We start from the raw sequence: 21,882 nt of genomic DNA, 5'->3' as shown, positions 1-21,882 counted from the left end.
CACGACCAGACCGAGGCCCTGACCATGGGCGACCGCATCGCGGTCCTCAAGGACGGCGTCCTCCAGCAGGTCGGCACCCCCCGCGACCTGTACGAGAAGCCGCAGAACGTCTTCGTCGCCGGCTTCATCGGCTCCCCCGCGATGAACCTGCTGCCCGCCGACGTCGTCGCCGGCGGCATCCAGTTCGGCACCGCGGTCACCGCCGTCGACCGCGACACCGTCGGCCAGGCCAACGGCACGAGCGTCACCATCGGCGTCCGCCCCGAGGACGTCGTCGTCAACACCGCCGGCGAGGGCCTCGCGGTCACCGTCGACGTCGTCGAAGAACTGGGTGCCGACGGCTACCTCTACGGCCACACCGAGGTGAGCGGCCAGCGCGTCGACATCGTCGTGCGCGTCGACGGTCGCAACCACCCCAAGCTGGGCGAGACCATCCACATCACGCCCCAGGCGCACCACGTGCACGTCTTCGACACCGAGTCCGGCGAGCGCCTCGGCGACAAGGCCGTCGTCAGCGCCTAGCGACACCCTGATCGGCCCGTCGAGACCGTCCGGAGCAGCGCTCCGCACGCCTCGGCGGGCCGTTCGGCTGTCCGCGGCCGCCGGTCCTGCGTGACTCGGCCCGCACCTCCTGCGACACTGGCCCCACCCGTGCGTCCGGCTCCCGACCTGCCGCCGGGTCCCCTCGCCCGCACTCCCCCGGTCCCGCCACTCCCTGAAAGCGACCATGAGCGACTCCCTCAACATCACGTCCGCCACGGCCGACCCTGCCCTCCTCGACCTGCCCTGGGCGCTGCCCCTCGACGAGTGGCCCGACGACGCGATCGCGACCCTGCCGAAGGGCATCTCGCGGCACCTCGTCCGCTTCGCGCACCTCAGCGGCTACGTCATCGCGATCAAGGAGACCTCGGGCGAGATGGCCCGCGGCGAGTACGAGATGCTCCGCACCCTGCAGCGGATGGACATCCCCTGCGTCGACCCGCTCGCCGTCATCACGAACCGGCACGACGTCGACGGCAGCCTGCTGAACCCCGTGCTCGTGACCCGGCACCTCAAGTTCTCGCTGCCCTACCGGGCGCTCTACTCGCAGACGCTGCGGCCCGAGACGGCGACGCGCCTCGTCGATGCGCTCGCCCTGCTGCTCGTGCGCCTGCACGTGATCGGCTTCTACTGGGGCGACGTGTCGCTCTCGAACACGCTCTTCCGTCGCGACGCCGGGGCCTTCGCGGCGTACCTCGTCGACGCCGAGACCGGCAAGCTCTACCCGGGCGGCCTGTCGAACGGACAGCGCGAGAACGACCTCGAGGTCGCCCGCGTCAACATCGCCGGCGAGCTGCTCGACCTCGAGGCCGGCGGCCGCCTCGACGACAACCTCGACGCCGTCGACGTGAGCAACGGCATCGTCGCCAAGTACCGCAGCCTGTGGACGGAGCTCACCGGCAGCGAGACCTTCGACAGCTCGGAGCGCTGGCGCATCAACGACCGCGTCGAGCGGCTCAACGACCTCGGCTTCGACATCGAGGAGCTGGCGATCAAGACCACGGAGGGCGGCACGCAGGTGCGCATCCAGCCCAAGGTCGTCGACGCCGGGCACCACTCGCGGCGCCTGCTGCGCCTCACGGGACTCGACGTCGAGGAGAACCAGGCTCGCCGCCTGCTGAACGACCTCGACGCCTACCGCCTGCGCACCGGCCAGATCGACGCCGACGAGGAGATGGTGGCCCACGAGTGGGCCGCCCGCGTCTTCGAGCCCGTCGTGCGGTCGATCCCGCGCGAGATGCGCGGCCGGCTCGAGCCCGCCGAGGTGTTCCACCAGCTGCTGGAGCACCGCTGGTACCAGTCGCAGCAGGAGGGCCGCGACGTGCCGATCGCCGAGGCGCTGACCTCGTACATCAACGACGTGCTGCGCCACCGCCGCGACGAGCGGACCGTCATCGCCCCCGCCACCGAGTCGATCCGGCTGCCCGACGCCGACCTCGACGGGGACGACGACGAGGCCGAGGACGACGAGCTCGAGGACTGGCGCGCGAAGGTCTGACGAGGCCGGCCGGACAGCCGGGCACCCCGGGGTGGACGGAACACCCCGCGACGACGGGGTGCTTCGTCTATTCCGGGGTGTTCCCGTTCCGCAGGCGACGCCGAGGAGGCGCTACTTGCGCTCGGCGCGCAGCTTCGAGATCTCGTAGAGCGTCACGCTCGCGGCCATGCCGGCGTTGAGCGACTCGACGGCCGCCGTGATCGGGATCGACACCACCGCGTCGCAGGTCTCGGCGACGATGCGCGAGAGGCCCTTGCCCTCGCTGCCGACGACGACGACGAGCGGGCGGTCGGCGAGCTCGAGGCCGGGCAGCATCACGTCGCCGCCGCCGTCGAGGCCGAGCACGAAGACTCCTTGCTCTTTGAACGACTTGAGCGTCTGCGTGAGGTTCGCCGCCATCGCGACGGGGACGCGGGCGGCGGCACCGGCCGAGGTCTTCCAGGCCGAGGCGGTGAGGCCGACCGAGCGACGCTGCGGGATGATGACGCCCTGGCCGCCGAACGCGCCCACGGAGCGGATGATCGCGCCGAGGTTGCGAGGGTCGGTGATGCCGTCGAGCGCCACGAAGAGCGGGGTCTGCTGGCGCTTGACCGAGGCCTCGAGCAGGTCGATCGGGTGCGCGTACTGGTACGGCGGCACCTTGAGCGCCACGCCCTGGTGCACCGAGTCGGGTCCGGTCAGGCGGTCGAGCTCAGGGCGCATGACCTCGAGCACGGGCAGCCCGCGACGGGTCGCCAGCGTGAGGATCTCCTTGGTGCGGTCGTCCATCTCGATGCGCGCGGCGATGTAGAGAGTCGAGGCGGGGATGCGCGTGCGCAGCGCCTCGAGCACGGAGTTGCGGCCGGTGACCATCTCGCTGTCGTCCGCCGTCTTCGGGCGACGACGGGGCGCCTCCTGCCCGCCCCGGCCAGCCACGGCCGACCCGGCGCGCGGGCCGTTGCCGGCGCGGCCACGGGCGGCGTCGAGGCGCTCGCGCGCCGCCTTCGCCTTGCCGGCGGGGTGGTACGGGCGGTCCTCTGCCGCGGGCGTGGGCTTCTTGCCCTCGAGCGCCTGGCGCCCCTGGCCGCCGCTGCCGACCTGCTTGCCCTTGCTGCCCTTGCGGACGGCGCTGCTGCTCGGCCGCCCCTTGTTCGCTCCGCTGGTGTTCTTCACTGTTCGAGGCTCCAATGCGACCCGCTGGGGGTGTCTTCGATGGTGATGCCGGCGGACGCCAGCATCTCGCGTACGCGGTCGGCCTGCGCGAAGTCGCGCGCGGCCCTGGCTTGCTGACGCTGTGCGAGGAGGGTCTCGACGATGGTACCGAGCGCGCGGTGCGCGTCGCCCTCGTCGGCTCCGCGCCACTCGGGTGCGAGCGGGTCGACGCCGAGGACGGCGACCATGGCCTGCACGTGCTGCCACTCGCGGGCTGCCGCGTCGAGGTCCCCGTCGTCGAGCGCGGAGTTGCCGGTGCGCACGGCGTCGTGCAGCACCGCCAGCGCCTGCGGCACGTTGAGGTCGTCGTCCATCGCCTCGGCGAAGTCGTCGGGGACGACGCGTGCACCGACGCCGGCGAAGCGGGTGCCGGCGAGGCGGCGGCCGGCACGGGAGAGGAACGTCTCGATCCGGTCGAGGGCCGCCTCGGCCTCGAGCAGCGCGCCGTCGTGGTAGTCGATGGTCGAGCGGTAGTGCGCGGAGCTGAGGAACCAACGGACGACGACCGGACGCGCCGCGGCGAGGAACTCGCTCGCGAAGATCGAGTTGCCGAGCGACTTCGACATCTTCTGGCCGTCGACCGCGACGAGGCCGTTGTGCAGCCAGTGGGACGCGAAGGCGTCGCCCGCGGCCGTCGACTGCGCCAGCTCGTTCTCGTGGTGCGGGAACCGCAGGTCGAGACCGCCGCCGTGGATGTCGAAGGCGGTGCCGAGGTACCGGCGCGACATGGCCGAGCACTCGATGTGCCAGCCGGGGCGTCCGTCGCCCCACGGCGACGACCACGCGGCGGACGCGGGCTCGTCGGCCTTCGCGCCCTTCCACAGGGCGAAGTCGCGCGGGTCGCGCTTGCCGCGGGGATCGGCGTCGGCGGCCGGCGCCATGTCGTCGAGGCCCTGGTTCGTCAGGGCGCCGTAGGTCGGCCAGCTGGCCGTGTCGAAGTACACGTCGCCCGAGTCGTCGGGCGCGACGTAGGCGTGGCCCTTCTCGATCAGCGTCGTGACGAGCTGCTGCATCTCGGTGACGCTCGCGGTCGCGCGCGGCTCGTAGGTCGGCGCGAGCACGCCCAGCGCCTGGTACCCGGCGGTGAACTCGAGCTCGTAGCGGTACGCGCGCGCCCACCATTCCTCGTCGGTGCCGCTCGACAGGGCGAGGATCTTGTCGTCGACGTCGGTGACGTTGCGCACGAGCGTCACGTCGAGCCCGCGGTAGGTGAACCACCGGCGCCACAGGTCGTAGACGAGGGCGCTGCGGAGGTGGCCGATGTGCGGCGACGACTGGACCGTCGGCCCGCAGACGTACAGCCCGACCTTGCCGGGGACGAGGGGGACGAAATCGACGAGCGCCTGCTCGCGAGAGTCGTAGAGGCGGATGGTCACGCGGATCGGTCCGTTTCGGTGGTGTCGGTCTGGTCTGGCCGGTCGGGCTGGTCGGTCTGCTCGGGCTTGTCTCGGTGGTCGCCGGTGCCCGTCGTCGAGGTGCCCCGAGGAGGCGCGGTCCGCTCCCGAGGCTCGACCACCGACACCAGCGCGGTCGCGATCGCGGTCACGCCCTCGCCGCGGCCCGTGAAGCCGAGCCCGTCGGTGGTGGTCGCGGAGACGCTGACGGGCGCGCCGACGACCTCGATGAGGCGCGCCTCCATCTCGAGGCGGCGGCCGCCGATCCGCGGACGGTTGCCGATGACCTGGACCGCGACGTTCACCACGTCGAAGCCCGCGTGCGTCAGACGCTCGAGCGCCGCGGTGAGGAACACCTCGCCGCTCGCCCCGGCGAAGCGCGGATCGGACGTGCCGAAGACCGAGCCGATGTCGCCGAGGCCCGCGGCGGAGAGCAGGGCGTCCACCACGGCGTGCGCGACGGCGTCGCCGTCGCTGTGGCCGGCGAGGCCCGCCTCGCCGGGGAAGTGCAGGAGGCCGAGGTGCAGCGGCTCGTCCGTGTCGAAGGCGTGCACGTCGACGCCGAGGCCGGTGCGGAGCCTGTCCGCGGCTGCACGGACGCCGTCCGCGACGGAGGATCCGCCGGGTCCGCCGGCGCGCTCCGCGACCAGCGTCTCGGCCCGGCGCAGGTCCCAGCTCGTGGTGATCTTGAACGCGGCGGGGTCGCCCGCGACGACGACGACCTCGTGGCCGGCCGCGGCGAAGAGCGCCGCGTCGTCGGTGAACTCGACGACGGGAGCCTCGTCGTCGGCGGCCTCGGCCTCGAGGGCCGTCGCGGCGCCGACCACGGCGGCGGACGCGTAGGCGGCGTCGAGCTCGGCACGAGGGAACCCCTGCGGGGTCTGGACGGCGACCAGCTCGGAACGGTCGACGGTGCCGACGACCCGACCCGCGCCTCCGGCGGAGACCTTCTTGATCGTGTCGGTGACCGGCAGCCCGGGCACGACGCCGTGCCCCGTGGCCTCCACGGTCTCGGCGACGAGGTCGAACTGGCTCGCGGGGGTGAAGGGTCGTGCGCAGTCGTGCACGAGCACCGTGCGCACGCCGGGGCCGACGGCGGCGAGGCCTGCCGCGACCGACGTCTGGCGGCTGTCGCCGCCGACGACGACGGACACGTGGTCCGCGGCGACACCGGCGACGCCGCGCACGAGGACGGTCGCCTCGTCGACGAGCGCGGCGGGCACGACGACGACGACGTGCGTCGGGACGGACGAGGCGAAGACGGCCTCGAGCGAGCGCTCGAGGATGCTGCGGCCCGCGACCTCGACGAAGGCCTTGGGGCGGCCCTGGGCGAGGCGGGTGCCGCTGCCCGCCGCTACGACGACGACCGCGCGGACGGTGCCGCCGAGGGGTGAGACCCCGGGGGCGCCGACCGCGCGGTCGTCGGTGGTGCTAGGAGGCAAGAACCTCGTCGAGGACGCTCGACGCCTTCTCTTCGTCCGTCTTCTCGGCGAGCGCGAGCTCGCTGATCAGGATCTGGCGAGCCTTGGCGAGCATGCGCTTCTCGCCGGCGGACAGCCCGCGGTCCTGGTCGCGGCGCCAGAGGTCGCGGACGACCTCGGACACCTTGATGACGTCGCCGGACGCGAGCTTCTCGAGGTTCGCCTTGTAGCGGCGGGACCAGTTGGTGGGCTCTTCGGTGAAGGGGGCGCGGAGCACGTCGAAGACGCGGTCGAGCCCTTCTTTGCCGATCACGTCGCGGACGCCGACCAGGTCGACGTTGTCCGCGGGTACTTCGATGGTCAGATCACCCTGGGTGACGCGAAGCTTGAGGTACAGCTTCTCTTCGCCCTTGATGATCCGCTTCTTGACTTCAGATATGGTCGCGGCCCCGTGATGGGGGTAGACGACGGTCTCTCCGACCTCGAACTGCATGAATCAGGCTCCGTTCTGCGGCACCCAGGATAACATGCGCACCCCTCGGCCAGGCATGCCTGAGAAGCCGGGGTGCACGGCATCGCCTAGGCTAGACGAGAACCCTTGCCGTGAACTGGAACCTGGAGGTCACCCGTGCGAGTCGGACCTGTGCTCGAGACGAACTCGACGGTCGCCCGTGCGCGACGCTTCTCCCGCGGGGCCGCCGTCACCGCGACCGCCCTGGCCGTCGTGACCCTGGTCGCGGGCTGCAACTTCATCAGCCCCCAGCGCACCACCAAGATCTACGACGCGAGCGACGGCACGAGCATCACCGTCGGCGACGTCAAGGTCCGCAACGCGATCGCCCTGACCGACGACGGCGCCGAGGCCAGCCTCGTGATGACCGTCATCAACGAGAGCGACGACGCGGTCGAGGTGTCGTTCCAGTACGAGACCGAGTCCGGCGACGAGACGCAGACCGTCGAGGTCGACGCCCGCTCGCAGGTCGACCGCGGCACGAGCACCGACGTCGACCAGTTCGTCATGGCCGACCTCGACGTCACCCCGGGGCAGCTGCTGCCGGTGTTCGTCCAGTACGGCACCGAGACGGGCAAGATGCTCCAGGTGCCCGTCCTGACCGGCGCCCTGCCCGAGTACGCGACGCTGCTGCCCACCCCGACGCCCGGCGACGAGGCGGTCGAGCCCGGCGAGACGTCCACCCCGCTTCCCGAGAGCGACGTCCAGGAGGCGGAGCCCAGCCCGTCGGCCACCGCCGACCGCTAGCCCCGGCTGCGCCCACGAGAGAGGCCCGGCCCCGCTGACGCGGGGGCCGGGCCTCTCTCGTGTCGCCGCACCACGTGTCGTCGCGGCGACGGGGCGCTACGCCTCGATGCGGTACCCGAGCCCGCGCACCGTCACGAGCGCCTTCGGCTCGGACGGCACCGGCTCGATCTTCGAGCGGATGCGCTTGATGTGCACGTCGAGGGTCTTCGTGTCGCCGAAGTAGTCGGAGCCCCACACGCGGTCGATCAGCTGCCCGCGGGTCAGCACCCGGCCGGCGTTGCGCATAAGCAGCTCGAGCAGCTCGAACTCCTTGAGGGGCATCGCGACGTCCTCGCCGCGGACCGTGACGACGTGTCGCTCGACGTCCATCCGGATCTCGCCTGCCTCGAGCACGCCGTCGGCGAGGTCGTCGTCGTCGTCGACCCGGCGGCGCAGCACGGCGCGGATGCGGGCGAGCAGCTCCCGCGTCGAGTACGGCTTCGTGACGTAGTCGTCGGCGCCCAGCTCGAGCCCGACGACGATGTCCACCTCGCTGTCCTTCGCGGTGAGCATGACGATGGGCACCTGCGACTTCGAGCGCAGCACCCGGCAGACCTCGGTCCCCGGGATGCCGGGGAGCATGAGGTCGAGCAGCACGAGGTCGGCACCGGTCTTGTCGAAGGCGGCCAGGGCCGCTGGGCCGTCGTCGGCCACGGTGACGCGGTAGCCCTCGCGCTCGAGGATGAACGCCAGGGGCTCGCTGAGCGACTCTTCGTCCTCGACGATCAGGATGTGGGTGGTCATCGGGTATCGGTGGCTCCTCGTGTGGTGACCGGGATGGGGACGCTGCGGGTCTCAGGACGGGTCTCGACCTGGGGCAGACGGACGGTGAAGGTCGACCCGCTGCCGACCTGGGACCAGACGCGCACGTCGCCGCCGTGGTTCTGCACCACGTGCTTGACGATGGCGAGGCCGAGGCCGGTGCCGCCGGTGCGGCGGGACCGTGCGGGGTCGACGCGGTAGAAGCGCTCGAAGACGCGCTCCAGTTCCTCCTCGGGGATGCCGAAGCCCTGGTCGGTGACGGCGACCTCGACCGAGCCGTCGCCGCCCGAGGCGAGGCCGATGCCCACCCGCGAGCCGTCCGGCGAGTACGCGATGGCGTTCGCGACCAGGTTGTCGACGGCCGTGACGAGCATGGCCTCGTCGCCGAGGACCTTCGCGCTCTTGCCCCCGCGCACGATGAGCTCGACGGACCGCGCCTCGGCGACGACGCGGTTGCGGTCGACGGCGGTGTCGACCACCGACCGCAGGTCGATGGTCTGCGACGCCCCGAGGGCGTCGACGGCCTGCAGGCGCGACAGCTCGATGATGTCCTGCGTCAGGCGCCCGAGCCGGTCGGCCTCCTGCGTGAGGCGGCCCGCGAAGTGGCGCACCCGGTCGGGATCGGCCGAGGCGGCGTCGAGCGCCTCGGCGAGCAGGCCGACGGCACCGATCGGGGTCTTGAGCTCGTGGCTGATGTTGGCCACGAAGTCGCGGCGCATGTCGTCGAGACGTCGGCCCTCGGTGTGGTCCTCGGCGAGCACGAGCACGTAGCGGCCGCCCAGGGCCGCCGCCCGGACGCCGAGCTGGATGGTGGCCTCGGAACCGGGGAGGCGCGCGAGGGTGAGCTGCGCCTCCTGCGGCTCGCCCTCGTGGCGCACGCGGCCGACCATCGCCTCCATCTCGGGGTGGACGAGGTGGTGCTGCGCCGACACGAGCCCGAGCTGCAGCGCCGCCGCGGAGGCCTTGAGGACGTTGCCGGACGGGTCGACCACCATGCCGGCCGACTCGAGGGCGTCGAGCACCGCGTCGATGCCGTCGGGCAGGGTGCTGTCGACCAGGGCCGCGACGCGTGCGGCACGGTGCTGCGCCGCCACGACGACGAGCACGATCGCCGCACCCACGACGGCGCCGAAGAGCAGCGACGCCGGCACCAGCCAGGCGGAGTCCATGCGGTCGACTTTAGTGAACAGCCGGGGGCCGGATCGACCGCCCCCTGCCCATCCGCTGTACTTTGGTGACTGTTCAGTCGCTGGGCACCAGTCGTTAACCTCCACCCGAGAGAGTCGTCTGGAATGTGCGGGCGACGTCGTCTGCGGCACGGGCGCACACCCGCCCCGACACCACGAGAGGTCCCATCACCACATGCGCGAGGTATTCCAGCAGGAGCTGCAAGAGGTGCAGGAGCGCCTCGTCGAGATCGCAGGCCTCGTCGCCATCTCGATCGACAACGCCACCACCGCCTTCAACGAGTCGAACGTCACCCTGGCCGAGAAGGTCATCGCCGACGACGACCAGATCGACCAGCGGGCCATCGCGCTCGACGAGCTCGCGATCGACATCCTCGCCCGCCAGAACCCGGTCGCCCGCGACCTGCGCATCGTCGTGAGCGCGCTGCGGATCAGCTCGTCGCTCGAGCGCATGGGCGACATGTCCGAGCACATCGCCCAGCTGGCGCGCTACCGGTTCCCCGAGAAGGTCGTGCCGAAGTCGCTGCGCCCCACCTTCAAGGAGCTCGGCGAGCTCGACGTCGCGATCGCGCACAAGCTGACTGAGCTGCTCACGACCGAGGACGTCCGCCTCGCGGAGGAGATCCGCAACGACGACGACCGCATCGACGAGCTGCACCTGAGCGTCTTCGACAAGGTGCTCGGCGAGACCTGGAAGGGCGCCGCCGTCGACACCGTCGACTCGACCCTCGCGTCGCGCTACCACGAGCGCTTCGCCGACCACGCCGTGTCGATCGCCAAGAAGGTCCAGTACCTGGCCACCGGCGACTGGGTCGCCCCCGAGGCCTGATCGGCCCTGTGGCCTGACCGGCCCGGCGGCCTGATCGGCCCGGCGGCCGCCGTGCCGTCACGCGCAGGAGGCGCGGTGTCCGCTCGTCGGACGCCGCGCCTCCTTTCTTCTCACTCCGTTCAGGAAGATCGGTCCTGAGTCGCGCAGCTCAGGTGCCGAGAGTCCTGAACCGTGCACGCTTCAGGATGTGCCGGCCGGCACCTCCTGAATTGCGCGAGAGGATGGTGGACATGGCTTCCGTCGCGATCCTCGTCAACGGTCTTCCCGGCTCGGGCAAGACCACCCTCTCGGCCACGCTCGCCGGGGTGCTGGGCTGCCCCCTCCTGGCGAAGGACCCGGTCAAGGAGGCGCTGGCCGACCTGGCCGGGCCGATGATCGACCCGCAGGCGCTCGGCTCCATCGCGATGGACACGGTCTGGGCGATGGCGGCCGAGGTCGAGGCGGGCGTGGTCGTCGACTCGTTCTGGCACCGGCCGCGCGACCTCGAGCCCGCCCGGGCCGGGGTGTCACGGGCAGGGTCGCCGCGCACGCTCGAGGTGTGGTGCGACGTCGACCCCGACGTGGCCCTGCAGCGCGTCGTCGACCGGCTCGCCGCCGGCGGTCGCCACCCCGCGCACGGCACCGTCGAGTCCACCCGCGCATCGTGGGCCGAGTGGGCCGAGGCTGCCGCGCCGCTGGACGAGTGGCCCGTGCTGCGGGTCGACACGAGCACGCCCGTCGACGTCGACGACCTCGTGATGAAGATCAGCGAGCAGTTCGTCTGAGTCGGCGGGTCCCCGTTGCGTTCGGCGGGTCCCTGTGGCGTTCGGCGGGTTCCTGTCGCGTCAGGCGGGTCCCTGTCGCTCGCGGCGGGTCGGCGCTGACCCGCCGCGGGCGACGGGAACCCGCCGAACTGGCGAAGGGATCCTGCGCGGACAGAGACGCGCCCCGCGGCCCGGGACACGGGCTGCGGGGCGCGGTTCTCGTGGCTGCGGTTACTTCTTGCCCTGGTTCGCGACGGCCGCGGCCCCGGCGGCGGCGGCCTCGGGGTCGAGGTAGCGAGCCGGGCCCGTGGGGCGGAAGTCGTCGTCGAGCTCGTAGACGAGCGGGATGCCCGTCGGGATGTTCAGCTCGGAGATCTCGTCGTCGCCGATGCCGTCGAGGTGCTTCACGAGCGCGCGCAGCGAGTTGCCGTGCGCGACCACGAGCGTGACGTCGCCGGCCGCGAGGCTCTGGGTGATGTCGGTCTCCCAGTACGGGATCATCCGCTCGATGACGAGGGCGAGCGACTCGGCGCGCGGCGCGTCGATGCCGAGCTCGGCGTACCGCTTGTCGTGGGCCTGCGAGAACTCGCTGTCGTCGTCGAGCGGGGGCGGCGGCACGTCGAACGAGCGGCGCCAGGTCTGGAACTGCTCGGGGCCGTACTGCTCGAGGGTCTGGGCCTTGTCCTTGCCCTGCAGGGCGCCGTAGTGGCGCTCGTTGAGACGCCAGGAGCGCTTCACGTCGATCCAGAGGCGGTCGGCCTCCTCCAGCGCGATGTCGGCCGTCTGGATGGCGCGGGTCAGACGCGACGTGTAGAGGATGTCGGGCAGCAGGTCGTGCTCGCGCAGCAGCTCGCCGGCGCGCCTGGCCTCGGCGCGACCCTGCTCGGTGAGCCGCACGTCGACCCATCCCGTGAAGAGGTTCTTGGCGTTCCATTCGCTGTTGCCGTGTCGCAGGAGGATGAGCGTCGAAGTCATGCCTCCAGCGTATCGCTGCGCCCCGGTGCGAGACTTGGCCCATGCCCGTCGGATCCGTCACCCGCGGCACCACCGGCACCAACCGCCTCCGTCGGGTCGACCGCTGGATCGCCGCCCACCCGGCGCTGCGCCGCGCCGACGACCCGCTCGTCGTCGACCTGGGGTACGGGGCCAGCGCGACCACTCCCCTGGAGCTGCACCAGCGCCTCCTGCGGGCCCGGCCCGACGTCGAGGTCGTGGGCATCGAGATCGAGCCGGAGCGCGTGCGACGGGCGCAGCTGTCGGCGCGGCCGGGCGTCAGCTTCCGGCTCGGCGGCTTCGAGGTGCCGCTCGACGGCGGCAGACGGCCCGCGGTCATCCGGGCGTTCAACGTCCTGCGCCAGTACGACGAGTCGCAGGTCGCCGCCTCCTGGGCGCTGATGACGTCGCGCCTGCAGGCGGGGGGCGTGCTCGTCGAGGGGACCTGCGACGAGATCGGCCGCGTGTCGAGCTGGGTCGACGTCGACGAGGAGGGGCCCCGCACGTTCACGATCTCGCTGCGGCTGGCCTCGCTCGAGCTGCCCTCGATCGTGGCCGAGCGGCTGCCGAAGGCGCTGATCCACCGCAACGTCCCCGGCGAGCGGGTGCACGACCTGCTCGTCGACCTCGACCGCGCGTGGGCCGTCGCGGCGCCGCTGTCGGTCTACGGGCCCGTGCAGCGCTGGGTCGCGACCGTCGAGGGGCTCCGGGCGGGCGGCTGGCCGGTGCTGCACGGCCGCACCCGCTGGCGTCTGGGCGAGCTCACGCTGCCCTGGGCCGCGGTGGCGCCCCGGGACTGACGGGACGGCGGTCAGACGGCCGCGAGCCGCCGCCGTGCCTCGGCGTGGTCGAGCCCGGTCGCCATCAGCAGGTCGATCACGAGCGGCCGCATCATCAGCACGACCATCGACTCGGTGACGGGCGACCCGGGCGCGACGACCGCCGGGTCGAGCCGGGCCGCCACCGCGCTGAGGGCGTCCCGCGCGACCGGCACCCGCTCGACGTCGTCGACCGACTCGCCCAGCACGGCCACCGCCCGACCGGTGCTCTCGAGCACGTCGGCGAGGCCGAGGCGGTCCCGCCCGTCGCCGACCGCGGTGTCGATGCGCCGGGCGATGACGCGGAGGTTGCGCACGGCCAGGTCGACGTCCTGGCGCAGCTCCTGCTGCTGCCGCAGGTACGGGAGGCGCGAGCGGAGGAACGGGGACAGCCGGGAGATCGAGACGGCCGACTCGAGCGTCGAGGCCCAGTCGTCGAGCAGCGGCTGGGTCGAGCGGAGGCGGCGCAGCGCCTCGTCGGCCCGGCGGACGTCGTCGGTGCGGAGCGCCTCGACCAACGCTGCGAAGGCGGCGGCGAGCTCGGCGAAGAGCATCCGGGCGTCGAGGCGGACGAGGCGGATCGGGTCACGCGGCACGATCGCGGTGACGGCCAGCGCCACGGCGCCCCCGACGGCGCCGTCGATGCTGCGGACGAACGGGCCGCCGTCGGGGTCGGGCAGCAGCATGACGAGCATCGCCTGGGTGGCGGCCGCGGCGGCGAAGCCCGCGCTCGGCGACGCGAACCGCGCGACCGCGAGCACCACCAGCAGCACGACGGCCACCTGCCAGAGGCCCTTGCCGAGCGCGAGCAACATGACCTCGCTCAGGGCGATGCCGATCAGGATGCCGACGGCGTTCTCGAGCACGACCTTCGGCCGTGCGTCCCGTGCGAGGCCCAGCGACGAGATGGTGATGGTGACGGCCAGGAGGGGCACGGCGTGGCCGAGGCCGTAGTGCGCGATCGAGTACGACGCGGTGACGGCGACGACGATCTGCACGATCGCGGGCAGGGCCGCGAGCGTGCGCCGCGCCGAGGCCCGGACGTCGAGCCGCGCCACGACGGCTAGCGGCGGACGGCCCCCAGGCGCGGCAGTCGGGGCACCCCGGCTGAGGCGCCCGCGGAGGCCGGCACGATCGTCTGCGGGGAGGCGGCGACGACGATGTCGGCCGAGAGGACCGCGAGCGGGGCGGCCTCGTCGGTGGTGCGCTTGACCAGCGCGAGGGCGATCGGGCCGAGCTCGTGGTGCACGGCGGAGGAGGTGACGTGGCCGACCTCGCGGGCGGTGTCGGCGGCGAGCACGACCGGGTCGCCGTGCACGGGCAGCACCGAGTCGCTGCCGTCGAGGTGCAGCATCACGAGGCGCCGCGGCGGGTGCCCGATGTTGTGCACCTTGGCGACCGTCTCCTGGCCGCGGTAGCAGCCCTTGGCGAGGTGCACGGCGCTGCGCATCCAGTCGAGCTCGTGCGGGATGCTGCGCTCGTCGACCTCGGTCGTGAGGCGCGGACGCCAGGCCTCGATGCGCAGGGCCTCGAGCGCGAGCGTGCCGGCAGCCGGCACCGAGGAGGCGGCGAGGGCGTCGAGGTCGGACCGCGCGACGAGCGTCTCGCGGGCCGTCCACTCGCGACCGGGGTGGGCCTCGGCGTCGGCGTACGAGTGGCCGCCGACGGCGACCTCGGACCACGGGTCGACCCAGACGACCGGGACGCCGGCGGGCGCGAGCACGGGGACCGGCAGTGCGACGTCCCCGAGCGAGCCGATCGTCGCGACGTCCGCGGTGCGGTCGGCCACCTCGACGCGGAGCATGAAGCGCATCCGGTCCAGCCAGGCGCGCAGGGGCTCCGCCTCGGGGAGGTCGACGAGCAGCCAGGTCGTCTCGCCGTCGTCGACGACCCGCGCCGCGTGCTCGAGGCGACCGTTGGCGTCGAGCAGGAGCGTCTCGGTCGAGTCGCCGGGGGCGAGGCCGGTGAGGCTCTGGCTCGTGAGCGAGTGCAGCCAGGTGAGGCGGTCGGGGCCGCTGACGGTCAGGACGCCCCGGCTCGAGAGGTCGACGATCGCGGTGCCGCCGGCCAGGGCGCGCTGCTCGGCGACCGGGGTGCCGTAGTGCGCCGCGACGCCGGTGCCGTCGTCGACGAAGCCCTCACGACCGGAGAACGGCGAGACGACGGCAGGGACCTGGTCGGCGTCAGCCAACGCGGGCCAGCCGACCCGACGCGTGCGTGCGCAGTTCCTGGCCGAGGGCCGCGACGTCCCAGGCCCAGAGCAGGTCGTTCTCGACGAGGCCGTACATGCGGGTCGCCGCCGAGTATTCCTTCGCGTTGCTCGACCGGAGCACCGCGTCGGTCGACAGGTCGATGCGGGGCCCCTTGACGCGGCCGAGGTAGAGCTCGTTGACGCCGGTCGGGTGCACGAGCTGGACCTCGAGGCCGAACCCGTCGTCGGGTCGGCGGAGGATCTCGACGGTCTGCGCGGTCGAGTACGGCGCGACGCCCTGGCCGGGCAGCATGCCGGGGCCGCGGTCGCCGACCTCGGCCGGCCGCTCGAGGCGCCAGAACCCGGTCTCGCTCGCGAGGGGCGTGCGCTCGTCGTCGAGCTCCCACGAGAACGAGCTGTAGTTGAGCCAGGGAGCGCCGTCGTGGCTGAAGCTGACGCGCTGTCCGAACTCGTGCGTGCGGCGCACGGCGGGCGGCTTGCCGTCGACGGGAGCGTCGGGGTCGCCGTCGCCGATCTTGTAGTCGACGACGCCGGTGCCCTCCCAGACGCCGATCAGCCACGACAGCGGGACGAGCTCGGCCGGCAGGTCGGTGGGGATGTCGATCACGGGTCTAGCGCTGTCCCTTGAACAGCTTGACCAGCACGACGACGGAGACGAACGCGATGGCGAGCGACGCGAGGCCGAGGAGCCCGATGTAGAAGATCTCGAGGGCGAGCAAGGAATCCATGCCCCGAGCCTACCCGGGGGGCGACGAGATGGACAGGCGCAGGAGGCGCGGTGCGAGCAGCGTCGAACGACCTGCGTCAGCGCAGCAGCGCCACGACCCCCGTGGCGAGCGCCAGGAGCACGAGGCTGCCGCACAGCGCCAGCATCGTGCGCGAGACCAGACCGTCCTTCTCGCTCGTCGCGAGCTGCAGGACGAACGTGAGGAGGATCGAGCCGCCCAGGGCGAGCGACAGCCACGTGTAGTGCTCGTCGCCGGTGGTGGTGACCGCGATGACGACGCCGGCCACCAGGGCGAAGAGCCAGACGGGGACGATCGTCACCGGCTTGAGGCGCGCGAGGCGACTCGGCGTGCTGTCGGGTGCTGTGCTCACTGGGGTCGTCCCTCGTTCGTGACCTGCGCCTCCTGCCCTAGCATCGGGGTGGTCGAGCTGGTCGTGGCGGTCGTCGCGCTTGTCCTAGGCTGTTCGACAGTACATTCACTGGAGGTCCGTGTGGCACAGCTGTTGGTCCTGACCTCTGCCGGCTCCTCCGACGTGCTCCCGGCGCTCGCCCTCCTGAGCCACCGTACGCGGCAGATCCCGGCCGAGCCTGCCCAGCTCGTCAACGCCCCGTCGAGCGACCTGATCTTCGTCGACGCCCGCGTCGACCTGGCCAGCGCGAAGTCGCTCTGCAAGATCCTCCGCACGACCGGCGTCACCGTGCCGCTCGTGCTGGTGCTGACCGAGGGCGGCCTCACGGCCGTCAACCACGAGTGGGGCGCGGACGACGTCGTCCTCGAGACCGCGGGCCCCGCCGAGGTCGACGCCCGGATCCGCCTCGTGGTCGGGCGCCTGGCGCAGTCGCAGACGGGCTCGAAGATCCACGCGTCCGGCGTGGTGATCGACGAGGCCAGCTACTCGGCCAAGGTGCACGGCCGGCCGCTCGACCTCACCTTCAAGGAGTTCGAGCTGCTCCGCTTCTTCGCCACGCACCCCTCCCGCGTCTTCACGCGCGAGCAGCTGCTGAGCGAGGTGTGGGGCTACGACTACTTCGGCGGCACGCGCACGGTCGACGTGCACGTCCGTCGCCTCCGCGCCAAGCTCGGCGACCTCGAGTCGCTGATCGGCACGGTGCGGAACGTCGGCTACCGCTTCAACGTGTACGACGACGAGCCGGGCGCGGTCGTCCGATGACCTCCGAGCTCGATCCGGCCGAGCTCGACGCTGCGGGCCTCGAGGCGCTGGCGCGGGCGGCCCAGGTCGTCGACGGCAGCCCGCCGGTCAACGACCAGGCGCTCGTCGAGGTCCGCACGGGTCAGGCACGACTGCTCGGCGACGAGCACGCGGCCGCAGTGCTCCGGCCCGGCGAGGTCGAGCTCGTGGTGCACCCCGACCACCGGCGACGCGGCCTCGGCTCGGCGCTCGCGCAGCGAGTCGTCGACGAGACGAGGGGCCCGCTCGCCTTCTGGGCGCACGGCGACCACCCCGGCGCCCGCGCCCTCGCCGCACAGCTCGGCCTGGTCGAGACGCGACGGCTGCTCCAGCAGCGCGCGCCCGTCGAGCGACGCACGCCGCGCCTCCGCGACGGCGACCGCATCGCCGCCTTCCGGCCCGGCGTCGACGACGCGGCCTGGCTCGACCTCAACGCCCGCGCCTTCGGCGACCACCCCGAGCAGGGCTCGCTGACCCAGGCCGACCTCGACGCCCGCAAGGCCGACGACTGGTTCGACGCGGGCGACCTGGTGCTGCTGTGGCGGGGCGACGAGCTGCTCGCCTCGTGCTGGCTGAAGCTCGAGGCCGACCAGCCGGGCGAGTTCTACGCCGTCGCCGTCAGCCCCGAGCACCAGGGCGAGCACCTGGGAGGGGCGGTGGTCGACGCCGGCCTCGCCCGCCTCCTCGACCGGGGCGTCGACACCGCCGCCCTCTACGTCGAGGGCGACAACACGGCCGCGCTGCGGCTCTACGCGGCACGCGGGTTCGTCGACCACGCCGTCGACGTGCAGTACACGCTCGGGCGCTGACGGCCCGGCGTCGGCCTCGCGGTCCGAGGGCTTGTCCCCCGATCGGCGGACAGGCCGCCTCGCGCCGGGGGTCCCGTCCCCCGGACCACGACTCTCCGAGGCTGCGCACCGTGTACCCCGGAAGGGGTTAACGAACGGGTGATCTGCATCTCGTGCACATTTCTGTGCAACTTCGTGCGCGATGCGCAAGAACCGCAGGTCACCCGCGCGATGCCCGCGAGTACGGGCCGCAGGGGCGGACCAGGTAGTTCGGTCGTCGAGATTAACACCAGGTTACCGGCCCCCGCTCGGGGGCCACGACGGCTTAGCTTCGATCTCGGCTCGCCCCGGCGGGCCACCGATCACGCCCGACCAGCACGGCTCGGGCGACCACATCGAAGACGACCCCGAGGAGCACCATGCCCAACTTGAACGTCACCTACGGCGACATGCGCGACGCGGCCACCCGCCTGACCAACGGCGAGGCCGACATCGAGTCGAAGCTCCGCGAGCTCAAGGCGCAGGTCGACAGCCTGATCAGCGGCGGCTACGTCACCGACCAGTCCTCCGTCGCCTTCGGCACCTCGTACCAGGAGTTCAACGACGGCGCGACGAAGACCATCCAGGGCCTCGAGGGCATGAGCTCGTACCTCAACAGCGCCGCCGAGGCGCTCGAGCAGACGGACTCCGAGCTGGCCAAGGCGCTCAAGTAGCGCGCCGTCGCGGTCCCGCCCCCGTCGCGGGGCGGGACCGCGACGTTCCCCCTCTGCCCCACCTCGACCGCCCCACCTCCTTCGGCCTGCCCCACGAACGGACGCCCCATGCCAGATCTCATCGTCGACGGAGAAGCCCTCCGCACCTCGATCGACTCCCTCTCCCGCGTGCGCGACGAACTGGGGAACCAGATGTCGGGCAGGGACGAGAACCACGACATCTTCGGCCAGAGGGACCTGAACCGGGCCATGCGCGACTTCGCCGGTGACTGGAAGATCCACCGCCAGAAGATCAAGGACGACGTCTCGAAGCTGCACGACAAGCTCGTCGAGATGAGCGAGACCTGGGACGAGGCCGACGGCGAGATGGCCAAGAGCATCAGCACGGAGACCGTCTGATGGGCGCGCGTCCCGGCGAGTGGTCGCTGCTGCACGAGAACGACGACCCGATGTCCGCCGACGTCGACCAGGTGAAGGTGCTCGCGGCCTTCTACGACGACATGGCCCGCACCATCCACGAGCAGGCCGACGTCCTCAAGCGCATCGGCGAGGGCGACGAGACGCACTTCAAGGGCCAGGGCGCCGACAAGGTGCGCGAGAAGAGCAAGGCCGTCGGCGCCTCGCTCGAGCAGATGTCCGGGCGCTACGACGCCGTCCGCGACGCGCTGCGGTCGTACCTGCCCCAGCTCGAGCACGGCCTGGCCGAGTCGGCCTCGGCCCTGCAGGAGGCGGTGGCCGCCCGCGACTCGATGTCGCAGGCCACCGTGATGGCCGACCCCCGCGCGGACCGGCCGAAGGACGCCCCGCCGCTCACCAGCGAGGAGGAGGGGGCCGGCCGTGCCAAGGACGCCGCGCTCGACTCGGCCCAGGGCGCCTCCGCCGCCGCGATCGCCCACCTCCGCCGCGCCCAGGCCGACCTCGACGCTGCCGGGCACGCCGCCTCCTCGACCATCAGGGGCGCCTGGAAGGACGGGCTGCACGACACGCTCGGCGACAAGATCCGCGCCTTCTTCAAGAAGTTCCTCGCGATCCTGATCAAGATCCTCACGTGGATCGGGATCGCCCTGGCCATCATCGCGATCATCATCCCGGGGCTCGGCTTCGTCAGCCTGATGGCGGCTGTGACCGCCGGCGTGGCGTTCGCCGCGACCATCGCGCAGGCGGCCATGGGCGACGCGTCGTGGGTCACGGTGCTGATGGCCGGCATCGGCATCCTGTCGCTCGGAGCAGGTGCGCTGATCACCAAGGCGACGAACGTCACCAAGGGCACGATGATCGCCGGCGGCGCCGCCCACACGGCGAAGATCACCAAGAACGCCCACGCGGCCATGGCGTTCACCGCCAACCAGACGGTCAGGCGCAAGCAGATCTTCGACGACCTCCTGGCCGGACGCGCCACGGTCGAGGCGACGGTGACGCGCCTGAAGGACCTCCCGGTGCGGATGAAGGAGATCCAGGCCTCGGCGGTCAAGCAGTTCAAGGCCGCCGACCTCGGGGAGGTCAAGCCGAACTGGTGGAACGTCGGCCGGACCGGGGACATCCTGAAGTTCGACAAGAAGGCGATCATCGACCAGTTCGGCGAGAAGGGCTGGTCGCTCGACAAGCTGATCGGGGTCGACGGGCTCAAGGGCCTGGCTGACATCGCGACCAAGGCCAAGGCCAGCGGCATCAGCCTCACCTCGATGCGCGTCCAGGAGCTCGTCTACTTCACGGGCGGCTCGAAGGTGTTCGGCTGGGGCAGCACCGCGTTCAGCCTCGGCGCGAACCCCACCGGCCTCGGTGACGACCTCGCCCGCTGGACGGGCTGGGAGGACGCGAAGGCGAACTTCCCGGGCGGCACGCCCTCCGTCGCCGAGGCCGAGGCGGAGAAGCTGTGACCGGTGCGGCCCCGGCCCGCCCGACGGTCGTCGTCGACGTCGACCCGCCCGCCTGGCTGATCGTGCCGCCCGCCGACATGGCGTCCGGCCCCTGGCGGGAGGCGGCTGCGGCGCTCTTCGCGTTCTCGGACGAGGTGGACCGCACCGGCGGCGTCACGCCCCCCGTGCTCGACGTCGACGGCGCTCTCGACGGCCTGCTCGCGATGGCTGCCACGCTGGGCGAGACCTCCCGCCTCGCCGCCGGCTTCTCGGTGCCGGGCGCCTGGCCACTGCCCGTGGTCGTCGACGCGGGCCTGACCGGCGACGACGCCCCTGACCTGCTCGACCTCGGCCGCGCCCGGGGCGGCTCGCCGCTCGAGGCGCCCCTGATCGACGAGCTGCCCGACGACGTCGGCCCCGGTGTCGTCGTGACCCGCTTCGACCTCGACCTCGAGGGCCGCGTCTGGGTCACCGTGACCGCCGCCGCACGACGCGACGGCCTCGACGTGACCACCACGTGGCGCAGCACCGACCTCGGGCTCGTGCCGCTCCAGACGCCGGCCGTCGTCGAGCTGGCCGGACGCGTGCGCCTCGTCGACCGGGCCGACGACCTGCAGGAGACGACCCGATGACCACCGCGACCTCCCCCACGGCGGCGCCCGCCGCCTCCTTCGCCCTGGCCCTGCCCGTCGGCTGGGCCCGGCTGCCGGCCCGTGCCGAGCAGACCGCCGAGCTCGCTCGCGAGGTCGACCGGATCGTGCGCGAGGCGCTGCCCGACGACCTGCCCCGCGACAGCGCGGAGCCGCTGCGCCGTCAGCTGAGGCGTCGCCTCACCGACGCGGTCGAGGAGGCGGGGCGGGCCGGCGCGAACGCCGTCTACCTGCCCGCCTCGATCGACGGCTTCGCCCTGCCGGTCAGCCTCAGCGAGGCCGAGGTCGACGACGAGTCCGAGACCGAGCCGGTGCGCATCGTCGCCGACCTGCTGAGCGACGCCGGACAGCTCGACGGCCTGCGCGACGTCGACGGCGCCGCGGCCGCCCGCACGGCCGTCACGATCGCCTCCGACCAGGCCGAGGGCTCGTGGGAGCGCACCTGGTCGAGGCGCGTCGTCTACACGATCTCGGTGCCGCACAGGCCGGGGCGGTGGGTCGTGCTGACCTGGTCGGCCGTGTACGGGGACGAGCCGAGCGAGCGCCTCGCCGACGCCCTCGTCGAGCTGTTCGACTCAATCATGACCACGTTCCGCTGGACCGACGTGCCGGGCGAGGACGCGACCCCGGTCGAGCTCGCCGTCGTCGCGGCCGAGGAGGCACGGTGACGGTCCTCGGCGCGGTGACGGCCACGGCCCTCGCGCTCGACCTGCCCCCGATGCTCGAGCCGTTCGGCGACCTGGCCCTCACGGTCGCGGTGCTGCTCACGGTCGCGGTGCTCGCGTTCACGATCCCGGTCTGGGTCGCGTCGCGCCGGGTCGTCAAGGTCGAGGCCGCCGCCTGGGCCGACGACGTGCGCGGCGACCCCTCGGCGACCTGGGCCGCCGACCGGGCGCTGCGCGTGCTCCTCGCCTCGTGCGAGCGCGAGCACGTCGTGTTCCCCGGGCTCGCCCGTGTCGTCGTCGGGGCCGAGCGGATCGACGTCGACCTCGTCACGCCCACCGTCGCGCCGCCCGCCCCGTGGAGCACCGGCCGCGACGGCCGCCGCTGGTCGGCCCCGGTCGAGCTGGTGC

23 protein-coding genes and 2 pseudogenes are annotated in these 21,882 nt (G+C 72.5%); 14 read left to right on the top strand and 11 right to left on the bottom strand.

Going from position 1 to position 21,882, the window contains the following annotated elements; all coding sequences use genetic code 11:
* Positions 1-522 (top strand): TOBE domain-containing protein (locus RWM17_RS04740; protein ID WP_314101822.1); only part of this gene is annotated, 522 nt, incomplete at its 5' end.
* Positions 523-727: 205 nt separating this feature from the next.
* Complete coding sequence (locus RWM17_RS04735) at positions 728-2,038, top strand: DUF4032 domain-containing protein (RefSeq protein WP_146903294.1); 1,311 nt, start codon at positions 728-730, stop codon at positions 2,036-2,038.
* A 111-nt stretch (positions 2,039-2,149) separates the two neighbouring features.
* On the opposite strand, the gene rlmB is transcribed toward RWM17_RS04735, so the two are convergent.
* The 4 genes and pseudogenes from rlmB to RWM17_RS04715 all read right to left on the bottom strand — a co-directional run bounded on the left by rlmB (position 2,150) and on the right by RWM17_RS04715 (position 6,537).
* Positions 2,150-3,190: a 23S rRNA (guanosine(2251)-2'-O)-methyltransferase RlmB gene (gene rlmB, locus RWM17_RS04730; protein ID WP_314101818.1), complete on the bottom strand. Its 1,041-nt coding sequence runs from the start codon at positions 3,188-3,190 to the stop codon at positions 2,150-2,152.
* Positions 3,187-4,605: a cysteine--tRNA ligase gene (gene cysS / locus RWM17_RS04725; protein ID WP_192040883.1), complete on the bottom strand. Its 1,419-nt coding sequence runs from the start codon at positions 4,603-4,605 to the stop codon at positions 3,187-3,189. The genes rlmB and cysS overlap by 4 nt, the downstream gene beginning before the upstream one ends.
* A 143-nt stretch (positions 4,606-4,748) precedes the next feature.
* A pseudogene (gene ispF, locus RWM17_RS04720) lies at positions 4,749-6,065 on the bottom strand (2-C-methyl-D-erythritol 2,4-cyclodiphosphate synthase); the annotation flags it as partial.
* Complete coding sequence (locus tag RWM17_RS04715; protein WP_043597211.1) at positions 6,055-6,537, bottom strand: CarD family transcriptional regulator; 483 nt, start codon at positions 6,535-6,537, stop codon at positions 6,055-6,057. The pseudogene ispF and the gene RWM17_RS04715, both read right to left, overlap by 11 nt.
* A 135-nt stretch (positions 6,538-6,672) precedes the next feature.
* Here RWM17_RS04715 and RWM17_RS04710 point away from each other — a divergent pair, with 135 nt between their 5' ends.
* Positions 6,673-7,302, top strand: a complete 630-nt coding sequence (locus RWM17_RS04710; protein ID WP_314101814.1) for a hypothetical protein — start codon at positions 6,673-6,675, stop codon at positions 7,300-7,302.
* Between the two features lie 96 nt (positions 7,303-7,398).
* Here RWM17_RS04710 and RWM17_RS04705 read toward each other — a convergent pair whose 3' ends face one another.
* Both RWM17_RS04705 and RWM17_RS04700 read right to left on the bottom strand, forming a co-directional pair.
* Positions 7,399-8,085 (bottom strand): response regulator transcription factor, encoded by a 687-nt coding sequence (locus RWM17_RS04705; RefSeq protein ID WP_314101812.1) that lies wholly within the window; start codon positions 8,083-8,085, stop codon positions 7,399-7,401.
* Positions 8,082-9,272, bottom strand: a complete 1,191-nt coding sequence (locus RWM17_RS04700; RefSeq protein WP_314101811.1) for an ATP-binding protein — start codon at positions 9,270-9,272, stop codon at positions 8,082-8,084. The genes RWM17_RS04705 and RWM17_RS04700 overlap by 4 nt, the downstream gene beginning before the upstream one ends.
* Positions 9,273-9,465: 193 nt before the next feature.
* On the opposite strand from RWM17_RS04700, the gene phoU reads away from it, so the two are divergent.
* Positions 9,466-10,119 (top strand): phosphate signaling complex protein PhoU, encoded by a 654-nt coding sequence (gene phoU, locus RWM17_RS04695; protein ID WP_123547860.1) that lies wholly within the window; start codon positions 9,466-9,468, stop codon positions 10,117-10,119.
* A 230-nt stretch (positions 10,120-10,349) separates the two neighbouring features.
* Positions 10,350-10,883 (top strand): ATP-binding protein, encoded by a 534-nt coding sequence (locus RWM17_RS04690; protein WP_314101808.1) that lies wholly within the window; start codon positions 10,350-10,352, stop codon positions 10,881-10,883.
* Between the two features lie 210 nt (positions 10,884-11,093).
* Here the strand turns inward: RWM17_RS04690 and RWM17_RS04685 are convergent, their stop codons facing one another.
* Positions 11,094-11,837 (bottom strand): phosphoglyceromutase, encoded by a 744-nt coding sequence (locus tag RWM17_RS04685; RefSeq protein ID WP_314101806.1) that lies wholly within the window; start codon positions 11,835-11,837, stop codon positions 11,094-11,096.
* 41 nt (positions 11,838-11,878) lie between these two features.
* Here RWM17_RS04685 and RWM17_RS04680 point away from each other — a divergent pair, with 41 nt between their 5' ends.
* On the top strand, positions 11,879-12,655 hold the full coding sequence (locus RWM17_RS04680; RefSeq protein ID WP_314101804.1) for a class I SAM-dependent methyltransferase: 777 nt from the start codon (positions 11,879-11,881) through the stop codon (positions 12,653-12,655).
* An 11-nt stretch (positions 12,656-12,666) separates the two neighbouring features.
* On the opposite strand, the gene RWM17_RS04675 is transcribed toward RWM17_RS04680, so the two are convergent.
* The 4 genes from RWM17_RS04675 to RWM17_RS04660 form a co-directional block, all read right to left on the bottom strand.
* Positions 12,667-13,731 carry an FUSC family protein gene (locus RWM17_RS04675; RefSeq protein ID WP_314101802.1) on the bottom strand — a complete coding sequence of 355 codons (1,065 nt, stop codon included), beginning with the start codon at positions 13,729-13,731 and terminating at the stop codon, positions 12,667-12,669.
* A 5-nt stretch (positions 13,732-13,736) separates the two neighbouring features.
* Positions 13,737-14,864, bottom strand: a complete 1,128-nt coding sequence (locus RWM17_RS04670) for a glycine cleavage T C-terminal barrel domain-containing protein (RefSeq protein WP_314101800.1) — start codon at positions 14,862-14,864, stop codon at positions 13,737-13,739.
* Positions 14,857-15,492 (bottom strand): FABP family protein, encoded by a 636-nt coding sequence (locus RWM17_RS04665; RefSeq protein ID WP_123547854.1) that lies wholly within the window; start codon positions 15,490-15,492, stop codon positions 14,857-14,859. The genes RWM17_RS04670 and RWM17_RS04665 overlap by 8 nt, the downstream gene beginning before the upstream one ends.
* 197 nt (positions 15,493-15,689) lie before the next feature.
* Entirely contained in the window at positions 15,690-15,983 is a 294-nt protein-coding gene (locus RWM17_RS04660) for a hypothetical protein (protein ID WP_314101798.1), read from the bottom strand.
* A 120-nt stretch (positions 15,984-16,103) separates the two neighbouring features.
* Here RWM17_RS04660 and RWM17_RS04655 point away from each other — a divergent pair, with 120 nt between their 5' ends.
* From RWM17_RS04655 to RWM17_RS04620, 8 genes and pseudogenes are all read left to right on the top strand, one after another.
* The gene (locus RWM17_RS04655) at positions 16,104-16,784 is read left to right on the top strand and encodes a winged helix-turn-helix domain-containing protein (protein ID WP_123547852.1); all 681 of its coding nucleotides are present in this window, start codon (positions 16,104-16,106) and stop codon (positions 16,782-16,784) included.
* A complete protein-coding gene (gene mshD / locus RWM17_RS04650; protein ID WP_314101795.1) occupies positions 16,781-17,611 on the top strand; it encodes a mycothiol synthase in 831 nt (276 codons plus the stop codon). Before RWM17_RS04655 ends, mshD begins: the two co-directional genes overlap by 4 nt.
* Before the next feature lie 398 nt (positions 17,612-18,009).
* Positions 18,010-18,303, top strand: a complete 294-nt coding sequence (locus RWM17_RS04645) for a WXG100 family type VII secretion target (RefSeq protein ID WP_133738336.1) — start codon at positions 18,010-18,012, stop codon at positions 18,301-18,303.
* A gap of 108 nt (positions 18,304-18,411) precedes the next feature.
* Complete coding sequence (locus tag RWM17_RS04640; RefSeq protein WP_314101794.1) at positions 18,412-18,702, top strand: hypothetical protein; 291 nt, start codon at positions 18,412-18,414, stop codon at positions 18,700-18,702.
* Positions 18,702-20,180, top strand: a complete 1,479-nt coding sequence (locus tag RWM17_RS04635) for a hypothetical protein (RefSeq protein ID WP_314101793.1) — start codon at positions 18,702-18,704, stop codon at positions 20,178-20,180. Before RWM17_RS04640 ends, RWM17_RS04635 begins: the two co-directional genes overlap by 1 nt.
* Positions 20,177-20,791, top strand: coding sequence for a hypothetical protein (locus RWM17_RS04630; RefSeq protein ID WP_314101791.1), 615 nt, complete (start codon positions 20,177-20,179; stop codon positions 20,789-20,791). The genes RWM17_RS04635 and RWM17_RS04630 overlap by 4 nt, the downstream gene beginning before the upstream one ends.
* Positions 20,788-21,477: a hypothetical protein gene (locus RWM17_RS04625; protein WP_314101790.1), complete on the top strand. Its 690-nt coding sequence runs from the start codon at positions 20,788-20,790 to the stop codon at positions 21,475-21,477. The genes RWM17_RS04630 and RWM17_RS04625 overlap by 4 nt, the downstream gene beginning before the upstream one ends.
* Positions 21,474-21,882: pseudogene (locus tag RWM17_RS04620) on the top strand (hypothetical protein); the annotation flags it as partial. The gene RWM17_RS04625 and the pseudogene RWM17_RS04620, both read left to right, overlap by 4 nt.

Source organism: uncultured Frigoribacterium sp., from assembly GCF_963515265.1.
Taxonomy (GTDB): Bacteria; Actinomycetota; Actinomycetes; order Actinomycetales; family Microbacteriaceae; genus Frigoribacterium.
The sequence above is the reverse complement of the archived record's forward strand: the minus strand, read 5'-3'. Positions and strand labels throughout refer to the sequence as shown.

Coding starts and splice junctions, on each gene's coding strand:
- RWM17_RS04735 (WP_146903294.1), top strand. CDS start 728: ATGAGCGACTCCCTCAACATCACGTCCGCCACGGCCGACCCTGCCCTC.
- RWM17_RS04715 (WP_043597211.1), bottom strand. CDS start 6,537: ATGCAGTTCGAGGTCGGAGAGACCGTCGTCTACCCCCATCACGGGGCC.
- RWM17_RS04705 (WP_314101812.1), bottom strand. CDS start 8,085: ATGACCACCCACATCCTGATCGTCGAGGACGAAGAGTCGCTCAGCGAG.
- RWM17_RS04700 (WP_314101811.1), bottom strand. CDS start 9,272: ATGGACTCCGCCTGGCTGGTGCCGGCGTCGCTGCTCTTCGGCGCCGTC.
- phoU (WP_123547860.1), top strand. CDS start 9,466: ATGCGCGAGGTATTCCAGCAGGAGCTGCAAGAGGTGCAGGAGCGCCTC.
- RWM17_RS04690 (WP_314101808.1), top strand. CDS start 10,350: ATGGCTTCCGTCGCGATCCTCGTCAACGGTCTTCCCGGCTCGGGCAAG.
- RWM17_RS04685 (WP_314101806.1), bottom strand. CDS start 11,837: ATGACTTCGACGCTCATCCTCCTGCGACACGGCAACAGCGAATGGAAC.
- RWM17_RS04680 (WP_314101804.1), top strand. CDS start 11,879: ATGCCCGTCGGATCCGTCACCCGCGGCACCACCGGCACCAACCGCCTC.
- mshD (WP_314101795.1), top strand. CDS start 16,781: ATGACCTCCGAGCTCGATCCGGCCGAGCTCGACGCTGCGGGCCTCGAG.
- RWM17_RS04645 (WP_133738336.1), top strand. CDS start 18,010: ATGCCCAACTTGAACGTCACCTACGGCGACATGCGCGACGCGGCCACC.
- RWM17_RS04640 (WP_314101794.1), top strand. CDS start 18,412: ATGCCAGATCTCATCGTCGACGGAGAAGCCCTCCGCACCTCGATCGAC.
- RWM17_RS04635 (WP_314101793.1), top strand. CDS start 18,702: ATGGGCGCGCGTCCCGGCGAGTGGTCGCTGCTGCACGAGAACGACGAC.
- RWM17_RS04625 (WP_314101790.1), top strand. CDS start 20,788: ATGACCACCGCGACCTCCCCCACGGCGGCGCCCGCCGCCTCCTTCGCC.